This is a genomic window from Lactococcus taiwanensis, from assembly GCF_017068355.1.
GTDB classification, from domain to species: Bacteria; Bacillota; Bacilli; order Lactobacillales; family Streptococcaceae; genus Lactococcus; species Lactococcus taiwanensis.
Map to the genome: position 1 here is coordinate 1,706,030 of NZ_CP070872.1, position 15,102 is coordinate 1,721,131.

Consider the following 15,102-nt stretch of genomic DNA (forward strand, 5'->3'; position numbering starts at 1 on the left):
GTTTTTTAAAATCATTACTGACTCACCTAATTCATAAAAAAAAGTTACTGACAGCTCTGTCAGTAACTTTTTTATTTGTAAATGGAAATATTAGCTTTCCACAGTTTCTGTTTCAACCTCTTTAACTTCAGGTGCATTTGATAAATCAGCCAAAGGTTCAATGTTACGGTAACGGAACATACCGGTACCAGCAGGAATAATCTTACCGATGATAACATTTTCCTTCAAACCAAGCAAGTGATCTTCTTTACCACGAATTGCGGCATCAGTAAGGACACGAGTTGTTTCTTGGAATGATGCAGCTGACAAGAATGAATTGGTTTCAAGAGAGGCTTTAGTAATCCCCATCAAGACTGGACGTCCTGTTGCAGGCATTTCACCTTTCAAGAGTGCTTCTTCATTTGCTTTTTCGAAATCTGAAATATCCATCAAAGTACCTGGCAAGATATCAACTGAACCATTATCCATGATACGAACTTTACGAAGCATTTGACGAACCATCACTTCGATGTGCTTATCTCCGATTTCAACCCCTTGTGAACGGTAAGTTTTTTGAACTTCACCGAGCAAGTAAGTTTCAACTGATAAAGCATCACGAACTTGAAGCAAGTGTTTAGGTTCGATAGAACCTTGAATCAAAGGTGCACCACGGTGAATGAATTCACCTTCTTCAACCATCAGGACATCAGCCATACCAACAGTATAACTACGTGTATCCGTTTGTCCTTTAACAGTAATTTCGCGAGTACGAGTAGCAGGATCTTCAACAATTGATTCAACTGTACCAGTTACTTCAGTGATGATTGCTTCCCCTTTAGGGTTACGTGCTTCAAAGATTTCTTGAACACGAGGCAAACCTTGAGTGATATCTGAACTTGACGCAACACCACCCGTGTGGAATGTACGCATTGTCAACTGAGTACCAGGTTCACCGATTGATTGAGCAGCGATGGTACCAACAGCTTCACCAACTTCAACCGCATCACCTGTTGCCAAGTTGATACCGTAACAGTGTTTACATACACCATGTGGCGTTTTACATGTAAATACTGAGCGGATGGTTACTTCTTTGACGCCAGCATCAACGATTTGGCGCGCTACATCTTCGGAAATCAAGGTATCATCAGCGATAATCATTTCACCAGTTTCTGGATGGAAGACTGATTTACGGGTATAACGACCAACCAAGCGTTCAAACAAAGGTTCAACCATTTCTTTACCAGTAGCGATGTCTGAAATCACAAGTCCACGGTCAGTTCCACAGTCGTCTTCACGAATGATAACATCTTGGGCAACGTCAACCAAACGACGAGTAAGATAACCAGAGTCGGCTGTCTTAAGGGCCGTATCGGTCATCCCTTTACGAGCACCGTGAGTTGAGAAGAACATTTCCAAGACAGAAAGCCCTTCACGGAAGTTGGAGATGATAGGCAATTCCATAATTTTACCATTAGGAGCAGCCATCAAACCACGCATACCAGCAAGTTGAGAGAAGTTAGAGATGTTACCACGGGCTCCAGAGTCCATCATCATAACGATTGGGTTAGTCAAATCTTGTTCTTCAATCAGACGTTTTTCAAGTGATTCTTTAGCATCACGCCAAACACCGGTCACTGCGTTATAACGTTCATCATCAGTAATCAAACCACGGCGGAATTGTTTCGTGATTTGTTCCACACGTTTGTGTGCAGCATCGATGATTTCATGTTTATCTTCAACAACAGGGATATCAGCGATACCCACAGTCAAACCAGCCAAAGTAGATTGGTGGTAGCCAAGGTCTTTCAAGCGGTCAAGGTACTCAGACGTTGCTGTCGTACGGTAACGTTTGAAGACTTCAGCGATGATATTTCCAAGATAGCCTTTTTTGAATGGACGCACAGTATCAAGATTAGCCAAGACTTCTTGGATATCTTGTCCTGGTTCCATAAAGAACCGGTCATCTGTTTTACCTGTCAAGTTGATGTCAGTAGGTTCATTAAGGTAAGGCATTCCTTCTGGAATGATTGAATTAAAGATCACTTTACCAACTGTTGTAATCAAGATTTTATCTTGATGTTCAGGCGTCCAAGGTTTGTTGATAGATTTAGTAGCAATACCAATACGTGTATGTAAATGTACATAACCATTGCGCATTGCAATCTCAACTTCTTCAGGAGTTGAGAAAATCATTCCTTCACCCTCACGACCTTTTTCTTCCATCGTAAGGTAGTAGTTACCAAGGACCATATCTTGAGATGGTGTAACGACTGGTTTACCATCTTTAGGGTTCAAGATATGTTCAGCAGCAAGCATCAAAAGACGTGCTTCAGCTTGAGCTTCTTCAGACAATGGCAAGTGAATCGCCATTTGGTCACCGTCAAAGTCGGCGTTGTAGGCTTCACAAGCAAGTGGGTGAAGACGCATCGCTTTACCATCAATCAAGACTGGCTCAAACGCTTGAATACCCAAGCGGTGAAGCGTAGGTGCGCGGTTAAGAAGAACAGGGTGTTCTTTAACAACTTCTTCAAGTACATCCCAGACATCTGAATCTTGACGTTCCACTTTACGTTTAGCCGCACGAATGTTCGCAGCCAACTCACGTTTCACGAGTTCAGACATGACGAATGGTTTGAACAATTCAATCGCCATTTCACGTGGTACACCGCATTGGTACATCTTCAAAGTAGGACCAACAGCGATAACCGAACGTCCAGAATAGTCAACCCGTTTACCAAGCAAGTTTTGACGGAAACGTCCTTGTTTCCCTTTCAACATATGTGAAAGAGACTTCAATGGACGGTTACCGGCACCAGTGATTGGACGACCACGACGACCGTTGTCAATCAAAGTATCCACGGCTTCTTGCAGCATCCGTTTTTCATTTTGCACAATAATGTTTGGTGCGTTAAGCTCCATCAATCGTTTCAAACGATTGTTACGGTTAATAACACGACGATACAAATCATTCAAGTCAGATGTGGCAAAACGTCCACCATCCAACTGTACCATCGGACGTAAATCTGGTGGAATGACTGGCAATACGTTCAAGACCATCCAAGAAAGGGAATTCCCTGACTTTTTGAAGGCTGTCAAAACATCTAAACGGCGAATGATTTTAACACGACGTTGTCCAGTGACTGCTTTTAACTCTTCCTTAAGTTCTGATACTTCTTTATCAATATCTACATCGTTCAACAAATCTTGAATCGCTTCTGCACCCATCTTTGCAACGAATGAACCAAAACCATTTTTCAAGAGTTGTTCACGATATTCACGTTCTGTTAAGAGTTGTTTTTTCTCAAGATCTGTTTCTTTAGGATCAATGACCACATAACTTGCAAAGTAAATCACTTCTTCAAGCGCACGTGGGCTCATATCAAGCGCAAGTCCCATCCGTGACGGAATACCTTTGAAATACCAGATATGTGAAGTTGGCGCAGCCAATTCAATGTGCCCCATGCGTTCGCGACGCGCTTTTGCAGTTGTTACTTGAACTCCACAAAGTTCACAGACTTGATTCTTGTAGAAAACACCTTTGAGTTTTCCACAGGCACATTCCCAGTCTTTTTGAGGACCGAAGATACGTTCATCAAAGAGTCCTTCACGTTCAGGCTTTTGTGTACGATAGTTGATTGTTTCTGGTTTTTTAACTTCGCCAAATGACCAGTAACGAATTTTTTGTGGAGATGCGATACCAATTCGCATGCTCTCAAATTTATTTACATCGACCAATTCTTTCTCCACTTCTAATCAATTTAACACAGGATACTTTTGTACATTTTTTCACTGATAACCGATATTGACTCACTGACCGCTCTGTCAGCAGCATTAAATCTTCGTCAGTTGTTTCAGCAAAAATATTTCTCAAAAGTTTTATATTTCTATTACTGACAGCTCTGTCAGTAATATTATTCTTCATTTCCAGCGTTAATCAGAGCTTCTTCTTCAGCTTCTGCTTGGGCAACAATTGCTTCCTGTGCTTCAAGCATTTCAGGAGTAATTTCTGTATTGTCTGGACGCGTCATGACTTCATCTTCGTCCAATTCACGTAAGTCAAGAACATTGCTATCTGCATCGAGCACTTTCATATCAAGACCCAATGATTGCAATTCTTTAACTAATACACGGAATGATTCAGGAAGACCTGGTTTAGGAATACGTTCACCTTTAACGATTGCTTCATAAGCACGTGTACGTCCAATCACGTCATCTGACTTGTATGTCAAGATTTCTTGAAGGACATTGGCCGCACCATAAGCTTCCAGTGCCCAAACTTCCATTTCTCCGAAACGTTGTCCACCGAACTGTGCTTTACCACCGAGCGGTTGTTGTGTAACGAGTGAGTAAGGACCAACTGAACGAGCATGGAGTTTATCATCAACCATGTGGTGAAGTTTAATCATGTACATGACACCGACTGAAATTCGGTTGTCAAATGGTTCACCAGTACGACCGTCATAAAGGACAGTCTTAGCATCAGCAGCCATACCAGCTTCTTTAACGGTATCCCAGATATCTTCATCAGATGCTCCATCAAACACTGGTGTTGCAATGTGAATTCCAAGTGTACGAGCCGCCATCCCTAAATGAAGCTCCATAACTTGTCCGATATTCATCCGTGATGGCACCCCAAGTGGATTCAACATGATATCAATAGGTGTTCCATCTGGTAAGTAAGGCATATCTTCCACAGGCACAATGTTTGAAACAACCCCCTTGTTACCATGGCGTCCAGCCATTTTATCCCCAACGTGAATCTTACGTTTTTGAGCGATAAAGACACGAACCAATTTATTCACACCTGAAGGTAATTCATCACCATTTTCGCGTGTAAATACACGAACGTCATGAACAATACCGCCACCTCCATGAGGAACACGAAGGGATGTATCACGCACTTCACGAGCTTTTTCACCAAAGATTGCACGAAGCAAACGTTCTTCTGGTGTTGGATCAGTTTCACCTTTAGGAGTTACTTTACCAACAAGCAAGTCACCGTCTTTCACTTCGGCACCAATACGGATAATACCCGCTTCGTCAAGGTTTTTGAGTGCTTCATCCCCAACGTTTGGAATTTCACGCGTAATTTCTTCAGGGCCAAGTTTTGTATCGCGTGTTTCTGATTCATATTCTTCGATAGCAATAGAGGTATAAACGTCGTCTTTAATCAAACGTTCTGACATGATTACCGCATCCTCGAAGTTGTAACCTTCCCAAGTCATATAAGCAACAAGTGGATTTTGACCAAGGGCCATTTCCCCATTTTCCATTGAAGGACCATCAGCAATGATGTCTCCTTTTTCAACTTTTTCTCCAAGTTGAGCCAATGGACGTTGATTATAAGAAGTTCCTGAGTTTGAACGACGATATTTAGTGATGTGGTAAATATCCAGCTCACCAGAAGTACGACGAACGCGAATCTCATTTCCGTCTACATATTCAACTACTCCGTCATGTTTGGCAAGCAAAGCTGCACCAGAATCACGCGCAGTTTGATGTTCCATCCCAGTACCAATCCAAGGAGCATGTGGGTCAATCAGTGGCACTGCTTGACGTTGCATGTTAGCACCCATGAGGGCACGGTTGGAGTCATCGTTTTCCAAAAATGGAATACATGCAGCAGCAACGGCGATAACCTGTTTAGGTGAAACGTCCATATAGTCTGCTGTTGAAGCTTCAACTTCAATATTGTTACCCGTATGACGAGCCATAACTGTTTCATTAGCAAAGCGGCTATCTTCCGTCAATGGTGAGTTGGCTTGGGCAACAGTATAGTTGTCTTCTTCATCGGCAGTTAAATATTCAACTTCGTCAGTAACAATACCATTTACACGGTCAACGCGACGATATGGTGACATAATGAAACCATATTCGTTTACTTTGGCATATGATGACAAGTTGTTAATCAAACCGATGTTTGGTCCTTCAGGTGTTTCAATAGGACACATACGGCCGTAGTGAGTATAGTGAACGTCACGTACTTCATATGAAGCACGGTCACGTGAGATACCCCCAGGTCCTAAGGCAGAAAAACGACGTTTGTGTGAAAGCTCAGACAAAGGATTGTGTTGGTCCATGAACTGTGAAAGTTGTGAAGAACCAAAGAATTCTTTGATTGAAGCTGTTACAGGACGAATGTTAATCAAACCTTGTGGTGTGATATTTTCATTTTCTGAAGATGACATCCGTTCGCGAATGACACGCTCCATACGTGAAAGTCCGATACGTACTTGGTTTTGGAGTAATTCACCTACTGAACGGATACGACGGTTACCTAAGTGGTCAATATCGTCCACTTTACCAATACCTTCAGCAAGACCCAGCCAATAACTAATATTCGCAATTACATCTGCTGGTGTCAAAACACGGCACTCAGCGTCTGGTGTACCATTTGACAATAATGTAACCACACGTTCTGGATCTTTAGGTGAGTAAACTTTGATGCTTTGCAAAGTGATAGGTTCTGGAATAACAGCATCATCAGAAGGTTCAACTACAAAGTTTCCAAGACCGTTATCAAGCAATGGTTCAATCAAATCAAGCACATCACGAGTAACAAGCGTATCAGTATTTACAAGAATTTCACCAGTCTCTGGGTCAACAATTGGTTCAGCCAAAGTCAAGCCAAGCAAACGATTTTTAAGTGCTAATTTCTTGTTAAATTTATAACGTCCAACAGGGGCAAAATCATAACGTTTTGGATCAAAGAAACGCGCAACAAGCAAACCACGTGAACTATCCGCTGTTTTTGGTTCCCCTGGGCGCAAGCGGTCATAAATGTCTTTGAGGGCTTCTTCTACACGAGTATCCGCTGGATTTTTATGCACATCTTTGCCCAAAGTATCCGTCAAGAGTTGAGTTTCACCCAACAATTCAAGAATTTCTTCATCTGAGCCAAAACCAAGCGCACGCAACATTGTTGTAAAGGTTAATTTACGTGTACGGTCAATACGAACATAACCAATGCCTTTGGCATCAGTGTCTAACTCAAACCATGCCCCACGGTTAGGAATAGTGGTATGACCGAAGCTTTCCAGACCATTTTTATCCGTTTTGAGGTGGAAATAAGAACCTGGGCTACGTACCAATTGGCTGACGATCAAACGTTCTGAACCATTGTTGATAAATGTACCCATTTCAGTCATGAGTGGGAAGTCCCCAAAGAAGACTTCTTGTGTTTTCAGCTCGCCCGTTTCTTTATTCACGAGACGGAAGGTTACATAGATAGGTGCTGAATAGTTTGCATCATGAGCGCGAGCTTCTTCAACAGTGTATTTAGGTGTCTTCATTTCATAACCGACAAATTCAAGCTCCATTGTGCCTGCGAAGTTGTCGATCGGGAACATTTCTTTAAAGACATTTGCTAGACCTTCATCGAGAAAGTTCTTATAACTTAATGTTTGAACTTCGATAAGGTTTGGCAAACCGATTACTTCTTTAATACGTGAAAAGCTGCGTCTTGTACGGTGTTTACCGTATTTTACGTCATGTCCTGCCAAGTGTTTTCTCCTCTATTTTTTAGATTAGATTAAAAAAGTCTGTGTTTTTGGTGAATTTATGATGAAAAACACTGAAAAGTCTGTAGTTTGTCTTTTTCATAACTTTTCGTATTTTCCACTGTAAAAGACGCCAAAAAAGCAACGAAAACATCATGTGTTCCGTTGCTTACAAAGCCTATGGGGACAAGAGATCCCACAGATTTTGCTGACAAACCATTATTTCTATTATACCTTATTCTTCGAGTTTTAGCAAGAGAAATTTTAGGATAGAAAAAAGGAATCAGCTCTCTATGAATTTATAAATCTATTTTCTCGATAATAGTTTTGAAGGATTCCAGTTCTGGACGTGAAAGTGTTTGGATCAATGCTTGAAATGTGCTATTTCGCCGCTTTTCTTCAAGGGCATCGAGCATCATATAGGACAATTGATTTCCGATAAATGTCGCAAAAATATCCAAAAGAATCATTTGTTCTTCATTTAAGGGTTTAGAGCTTAAGACAAATAATGTCCCTAAACGTAAATCACTTCCTTCGATAGGTATAGTAGTTAGCAAATGCTCTGAGAAGTTAGAAAGGAGTTCTTTTACTAAAGCTAATGATGAATCTTGGAGCGCAACATTTGCTTGGCTCTGGTATTGTGAAAGAATCTGCTCAGAAACCTCTTCTGAAAGTTTCTGATGTGTAAAAAAATTTTTAAGGGTAAGATTGCTTGTCAAATCTTCACTGAAATAGCCATAGCCCAGACAGCTTCTCTTGGTATCAACCATAAATAGTTCACCAGAAATGATGTGCGCCACCTGCTCAAACATTTTTTGATACGGAAGTTGTTCGGAGAAATCAACTGATGTCTCTCTTAAAATGGCATTCAATTGTTTTGTCTTTTTGATGATTTTTTCCACATTTTCTCCTTTTTTATTGTATTGTTTAAAACACTATCGTAATTTTTCAATTACCTTTATCCTATCACATGACCTTTCACGTGTCAAATGTCATATACTATTGGGAAAAATTAAGTTTTTATCCAAAATATTTCTAGATGACGTTAGTTTTTCCTTTTATATCATAAATACATGTTATATAATATAAACATTACAAATATATTAAAGATGACGTATTTATACGCCGAGAGGTAAGCCTTGTTATTTTATGATCGTTTAAAAAATCTAGTTATTGATGCTCAAAAATCTTTCAACCAGGTCGAAAGAGAGTTGGGCTATCCAAGAAATGCACTTGCCAACTATCGTTTAGGCAAGGAACCTAGTGCAAAGCGTTTAGCAGAGATTGCAGATTACTTCGGTGTCACCACCGAGTATTTGATGGGCAAAGGGGAAGATTACAACTTAAAGAAAGCTGAACTTTTATTTGATTACTTAAGTACTGAGAAAAAGCAAGTTTTGCTTGATTATGTCCAACAACGTATTGATGACTTGAAAAGGCAAGAAAAGAATTACACGCCTTTAAAGGTTCAACAATATGTTTATTGCGGTAATCAAACCTGGACTTTACGCACAAGCGATGCTGCTTTAGATGTTTTATCTGAACAGCTTCCAGAAGACTATGATATAGTATTTGAGCTGCTTAAAAAAGAACACGAACACTCAAATTCTTTTGCACAAGGTAAGCTTGTTTTTATCAAGTACACTACTTCCATCCCTAAAGAAACCATCTATTCTTTTGTGGTCGAGAATCACCAAGTCGCAAAAGTACTAACTAAGGATGAGGGAGGCTATACGCTAAAAGAGTACGATCTCACTGAAGAAGAATTCTATGGAAAAGTGGTTAAGATTACTGACCATTAGTACCTCTACTTCTAGATAAAAAGAGTGGTTCATAATAAACCACTCTTTTTCATTTTACCATTCCCTATTACTTACCAAATCTTTAATCGTTGGCTTGGTTTACGATACATTTTATCATTAGGCTGAATATCAAAAGCTTCATAAAACTCTTCTAGATTAGTAGGAGGAATATTAGCACGGAGTTTCGCAGGGGCGTGTACGTCCATTGAAAGAAGCATTTGCTGAAATTCGGTGCTTGCTTTCATGCGCCATATTTTTGCCCATTGGGTAAAGAAAGCTTGCAAATCAACATCTTTTTCTCGTTTAGCAGCAGTTAGAGCCGCTGTGATGCCCCCCTGATCGGCAATGTTTTCAGAGACAATAAGTTTACCGTTAGCGGGACCAGCATCGGTTTCTACACCATCAAATAGGGCAATCATCTCTTGTTGTTTTTCTTCAAAGGCTTTGTAATCTTCATCACGCCACCATTTATTAAGATTGCCATATTGGTCAAATTGCGCACCATTATTATCAAAGGCATGAGAAATCTCATGGGCAATCACAGCACCAATTCCTCCATAGTTTTGAGAAGCAGATTGATTCAAATCATAGAAAGGAGCCTGAAGAATCGCTGCTGGAAAAACAATTGTATTGCTATCTGGGCTATAGTAAGCATTGACCATATGCGCAGGCATATGCCATGTTGTTTTATCTACATCCTCATTAAATTTTTCATACAAACGAGCAGTTAAGACTTCATCAAAGAATACGGCATCTTCATATAATGTTCCTTCACCCACTTTGAGTTTTCGGTAAACTTCTGGTAGATGATCAGGATAACCGATAAAGGGGGTAATGGCATCGAGTTTTTCAATGGCTTTTTCTGCTGTTTCCTGACTGAGCCAGTCATTGTTACGCAAACGTTCCTGATAGACTTTGATCATCGCAAAAACCATATGCTCTACATCTGCTTTTGCTGCTGCACCAAAATATTTTTCCCCATAAAAACGACCAATAACTTGACTAAAGTATGTTTCTGTGAGGTCTAACTGATGTTTTTCTTGACTGCGAGCTTCTTGAACATTTGATAGAAGGCGACTATAGGCACCTCCAAGTACACGTAGCTCTTCGGTAAGAAAGGAGGTTGCACGTCGTGCAGCTTTGGTAAGCATCCAAGCTTTAATTAAAGCCCAATTCTCTTCGTTCACTAACTGATTAAAAGTTTCATAAAAACGGTCTTCGTAAACGATAATCTTTTGTGGCTCGGCTTGAACAAGTCCTTTAATAAAACCTTTAAAATCAATCGTGTTGATGTGGCTGACGAACGCGTCAGTAGCCACAGGGTGGTATAATTCTGCATATTTGGCCCATTCTTCAGATGTATTTGCTGATGGGACCAAAAGTGCATCAAATTTCACTGCGTCAGCAGCAATTTGCTCTGCTTCCTCTACTCCGAAGGCCTTTAAGATTTCTGCTGAGTTTTTAGCCCAGAAATCCAAGAGTTCACTGCGGCGTGGATGCTCTTTTGCATAATAGGTCGTATCTGGCAAAATCAACCCAGGGCTCGAAAAACCTAAGGCATAATGGACGGCGTCTTTCATATCAGGCTCAACACCAAAAGCAAAGGGCAAGGGAGCTTGTGAATGAAAGACGAGGTTGATCAGTTGTTCTTGGAAATCCTCAAAGCTTGATAAGTTTTGTATCTTAGCCAACTCGGCTTTGACTGCTGTAAAGTCCGCCTGCTCACGTGCTGCCCAATCTCCTGCTTTATTGTAAAACTTGATTGCTTCACGTAATTCAGCATTATCTGTCGGTAAGTTTGCTGACAGCTCCGTCAAATCTGCTGCAAGATTTTTTTCATTTTTTAAAACGAGTTCATCAAAAGCAGAAATCCGCGGTTTATCCGATGGGATTTTAGCGTTTTCTAGCCATTCAGCATTTACTGCAGCAAAGAGATCATCTTGAATTCTTACCATATCATTCCTCCAGAATTTTTTATTTTCTACATTATAACACAGTCTGGTAATTTTGGTTATACAAATTTAATAGAAAATTCAGAAAAAAAGTACTGACCAGCTGGTCAGTACTTTTCAGATATTTTAGATGTGTAATTTCTTTCGGAGTGTCAGGCCTCTGGGACCAAACCATTTTTCTAAAAGGCCGAGCTGTGCAGCAAACCAAAGATAAGTGTAGAATCCTGCTCCCCCAGCAATCAAGGTAATAATTGCTGAGCCGGTGCGACCTGGGGTCTTTCCAAAAATCAAGCCCAAAATAACTTCTACAAGGATGACCACTACGCTCATGAAAAGTGTTAATAAAGCCGCACCTTGTATACCTCGTACTGTGTTTTTAATTGAAAAATGAGTGATTTCATGGAGTTTTCTAATGAAGAGGATAACTCCTACCAAGAATGAAATTGTTGTCGCAAGAAGCGGACCATAACTATGGAAGAGCAAAATCATTGGGGTCTGCAAGACAACTTTCACAATCAAAGTAATTGTAAAGAAGCGCATCGCTAGACGTTTATGATCCATCACTGTTAGTGGTGGATAGACAAGCATATACAGCCCTAACAAGAAGCTTTGCAAGATAGCAAAGACAAATAGATGTGATTGCAAACTAGAAGGGACTTGATAAAAAAGCGTATAGATAGGCTTTGTCAGTAAGGCCATCCCAATAACAGCTGGCAACATAAAGCCCACATAAAGTTGAAAATTATAGCCAATCAACGTCGCCAGCTCACGCCGATTCCCCTTTACATAGTGCTCAGTGATAAGGGGATCAGATACAGATCCTAAGGTTAAAGCCACACCCAACAAAACCATCGTCAACTTATCGGTGTTGGCAGAAAAATAACTCATTAGCGCCAGTAATTCGTTATGGCTATAGTCTGTGACCCAAGGCATCATGTTCATGAAGGTTGAGTTATCAATAATCTTAAATATTTGAATGGCTGATCCTATGACGATGAAAGGAATTGCTGTATGCATCGTCGTTTTCAATATCTCTAAGGCATTAATTTTCGATTTGGCAGGGCCTGGGTGCAGGAGTTCCTTCATATTACCAGATTTGTAAAGGTAAAAGAATAAAACAGCATAAGAACCAAGCATCCCAACAAAAGCCGCAGTTGTCGACTGAGTAACGGCGTGTTGCCAATTATGGGAGCCAAGTTTCATGATAGCAAAAGTTGCCCCAAGCATCCAGATTACACGGACCACTTGCTCAAGCAATTGACTCATGGCATAAGCCTTGACCTGATTGAGACCTTGGAAATAACCTCGAATGACCGACATTGAAGGGAATATTAAAACAGCAAGCGCAAGACTCTTCATCACTGGAATTAAATCTGCGCTGTCCTTTCCGCCAACCAAAGTGGAGAGGGGACCAGACAGGAAAAACATTAAACCAGCAGCAACCACTCCCAATATTGCCATCACTCCTAGCATTTGTCGCACGAGACGATAAGCCATATTAGGATCTTCCAAAGTATTATAACGCGCTACCTCGCGAGCAACTGCTGCAGGAATCCCGACAGTTGAGATAAGTAAAAAGAGCGCATAGATGTTATACCCCATGCTAAAGAGAGAGTTGGCTTCGTTACCAAACTTCCCCATCCAAGCATACCATGGGATAATATAGATAACACCCAAAATCTTACCAATCATATCTGCACCTGTACGCCATGCAGTACCTGAGAGCATCTGATCTTTCGACTTTGCAGCCGTCTTACCAGGCTGTAAGCCCGGGTTCATTATTTTTTCTGAATCTTCCATTGTTCCATTTTACCCTAACTTGGCTTTTTTGACAATAATATAACGATATTTGTCCTTTAACTTTAGCACTTTATTGAATTATTCTAAAGTAAAATACCTAAGCGAGCCTAAAACAAAGATGCGGCTATTGCTGGCTTATGCTATAATAAGAGAGATAGGGCAACAGCCCTTTAACTCCTTCTCCATTAGAAAGGCATCGTGTGCGCCACGATAGAGGGCAATTTTGATCATGATTAAACTTGAACAGATTTTAGAAATCCTTAAAAAAGATAACAATTTTCGTGAAATTTCCGCAGCTGGTGAATATTATTTTAACTGGGACAAAGAGGTCGTGTTTGAACAGCTCTCCTACGATTCACGTCAAACCACAGCAGATACACTCTTCTTTGCAAAAGGGCTCAACTTTAAAAAAGAATATTTGACCAAACTATCCGCTCCTTTTTATGTTTCAGAGTTCGACTACGAAATGTCTATTCCAGCAATTATTGTGACCGACGTCAAAAGAGCAATGGCACTTATTGCTGCAGCTTTCTTTGACTATCCGCAAGAAAAGCTCAAAATCCTCGCGCTGACTGGGACAAAAGGTAAAACTACCTCGGCATATTTTGGCAAGGCCATCCTTGATGAAATGAATGGTGGCAAAACAGCCCTTCTCTCTACTGCTCAAACAACGCTAGATGGTCATAATTATTTCAAATCTGAATTAACCACTCCTGAAAGTCTTGATTTGCTAGAGATGATGGCCAAGGCAGTCGAAAATGGCATGTCCCATCTCGTGATGGAAGTTTCCAGTCAAGCTTATAAAACAGAGCGTGTCTACGGTTTAACCTTTGATGTAGGTGTCTTTTTAAACATTTTCCCCGATCATATCGGACCAGTTGAGCATCCAACTTTAGAGGATTACTTCTATTGTAAACGACAACTTTTACGCAACTCCCGCTATTTTGTAGCCAATCATGAGATGAAACACTTTGGCATCATTCAAGAGGAATTGCTCGCACGGGCTATACCTCACGTTTTTTACGGTGAAGGCTCAGAAAATGTTATTACCGCCTCATCAGGCTTACATTTTGTTACTGACGGAGCTGTCAGTGGTGAATTTGATATTCGTTTACTTGGACGATTCAATCAGGAAAATGCTTTGGCAACTGCCTTAGCTACTCAAGCCCTTGGCGCTAGCCCGGCACAAATCCGACGTGGTTTACAAAACGCTATCGTTCCTGGTCGTATGGAATTGCTGACTGCCTCAAATGGCGCACATATTTATATTGATTATGCTCATAATGGTGTTTCACTTGAAAATCTTGTCCAAGTCGTAGAGCGTCATCATACAGGGCGCCTCCTTATGGTCCTTGGTTCGACAGGAAACAAAGGCGAAAGTCGTCGTCAGGATTTTGGTCAAGTTATTGAGCATCACCCTCGTCTTGAAGTGATATTGACGACCGACGATGCCAATTATGAAGACCCTCAAAATATTGCTGACGAAATCGCAAGCCAGGTCAGTCGCAAACTAGAATTTGAGCGTGATCGGGCCCTTGCCATCGCCAAAGCGATAAAAGCAACAAAAAACAGTGATGATGCAGTCATTATTCCCGGCAAGGGAGCTGACCAGTTTCAACTCCTTAATGGTAAGCGTGAACCTTATATTGGTGATCGAAAAGCTGCTGAGCAAGCTCTATAAAGTCACTGACGGCGTGGTCAGTAAGCACAAAGCAAAAAAGAGCAAGTTTCAAACACTTCTTTATAAAAAAGGACTCCTAAAGGAGCCTTTTTTTAACTTAAAAGTTATTTGATAAAATGATTCACCACTACGAGAAGCCGCTGAAGTTCCGCATGGGTCTCATAATTGACTGTGTCAGAGTTCAAAAGTGCCGACAAATCATGTGCAGTATAACCTGCTTCTTCACTAATTTCATCAATATTGAGCTTTTTTTCCTTCATTTTATACAAAATCGCTTGTTTAAAATTATTCGTGATTTCTTCTTGTTGAAATTGGGAAAGGGTGTCAAATTCTTCGCTAGAATAATTCACTAAATGTTCTGCATCCATAGGATCGCCTCTTTTTTAAAT

General features: G+C 40.7%; 8 protein-coding genes. 2 read left to right on the forward strand and 6 right to left on the reverse strand.

From position 1 onward, the window contains the following. Positions 1–90: 90 nt before the first annotated feature. The 3 genes from rpoC to JW886_RS08460 form a co-directional block, all read right to left on the reverse strand. Positions 91–3,714, reverse strand: coding sequence for a DNA-directed RNA polymerase subunit beta' (rpoC, locus tag JW886_RS08450; protein ID WP_075525247.1), 3,624 nt, complete (start codon positions 3,712–3,714; stop codon positions 91–93). Between the two features lie 176 nt (positions 3,715–3,890). Further along, positions 3,891–7,481, reverse strand: a complete 3,591-nt coding sequence (gene rpoB, locus JW886_RS08455; RefSeq protein ID WP_075525248.1) for a DNA-directed RNA polymerase subunit beta — start codon at positions 7,479–7,481, stop codon at positions 3,891–3,893. A gap of 296 nt (positions 7,482–7,777) precedes the next feature. Beyond that, the gene (locus JW886_RS08460) at positions 7,778–8,380 is read right to left on the reverse strand and encodes a GAF domain-containing protein (protein WP_205871852.1); all 603 of its coding nucleotides are present in this window, start codon (positions 8,378–8,380) and stop codon (positions 7,778–7,780) included. A 237-nt stretch (positions 8,381–8,617) separates the two neighbouring features. On the opposite strand from JW886_RS08460, the gene JW886_RS08465 reads away from it, so the two are divergent. Beyond that, positions 8,618–9,280 carry a helix-turn-helix domain-containing protein gene (locus tag JW886_RS08465; protein ID WP_205871854.1) on the forward strand — a complete coding sequence of 221 codons (663 nt, stop codon included), beginning with the start codon at positions 8,618–8,620 and terminating at the stop codon, positions 9,278–9,280. Between the two features lie 71 nt (positions 9,281–9,351). Here JW886_RS08465 and pepO read toward each other — a convergent pair whose 3' ends face one another. Continuing rightward, the gene (gene pepO / locus JW886_RS08470; protein WP_205871855.1) at positions 9,352–11,235 is read right to left on the reverse strand and encodes an endopeptidase PepO; all 1,884 of its coding nucleotides are present in this window, start codon (positions 11,233–11,235) and stop codon (positions 9,352–9,354) included. A 123-nt stretch (positions 11,236–11,358) separates the two neighbouring features. After that, positions 11,359–13,032: a putative polysaccharide biosynthesis protein gene (locus JW886_RS08475; RefSeq protein ID WP_200407418.1), complete on the reverse strand. Its 1,674-nt coding sequence runs from the start codon at positions 13,030–13,032 to the stop codon at positions 11,359–11,361. A 229-nt stretch (positions 13,033–13,261) separates the two neighbouring features. Between JW886_RS08475 and JW886_RS08480 the strand changes: the two genes are divergently transcribed. Continuing rightward, positions 13,262–14,713 (forward strand): UDP-N-acetylmuramoyl-L-alanyl-D-glutamate--L-lysine ligase, encoded by a 1,452-nt coding sequence (locus tag JW886_RS08480; protein WP_205871856.1) that lies wholly within the window; start codon positions 13,262–13,264, stop codon positions 14,711–14,713. A 104-nt stretch (positions 14,714–14,817) separates the two neighbouring features. Here JW886_RS08480 and JW886_RS08485 read toward each other — a convergent pair whose 3' ends face one another. Then, positions 14,818–15,081, reverse strand: coding sequence for a hypothetical protein (locus tag JW886_RS08485; RefSeq protein ID WP_075525253.1), 264 nt, complete (start codon positions 15,079–15,081; stop codon positions 14,818–14,820). Between the last annotated feature and the right edge of the window lie 21 nt (positions 15,082–15,102).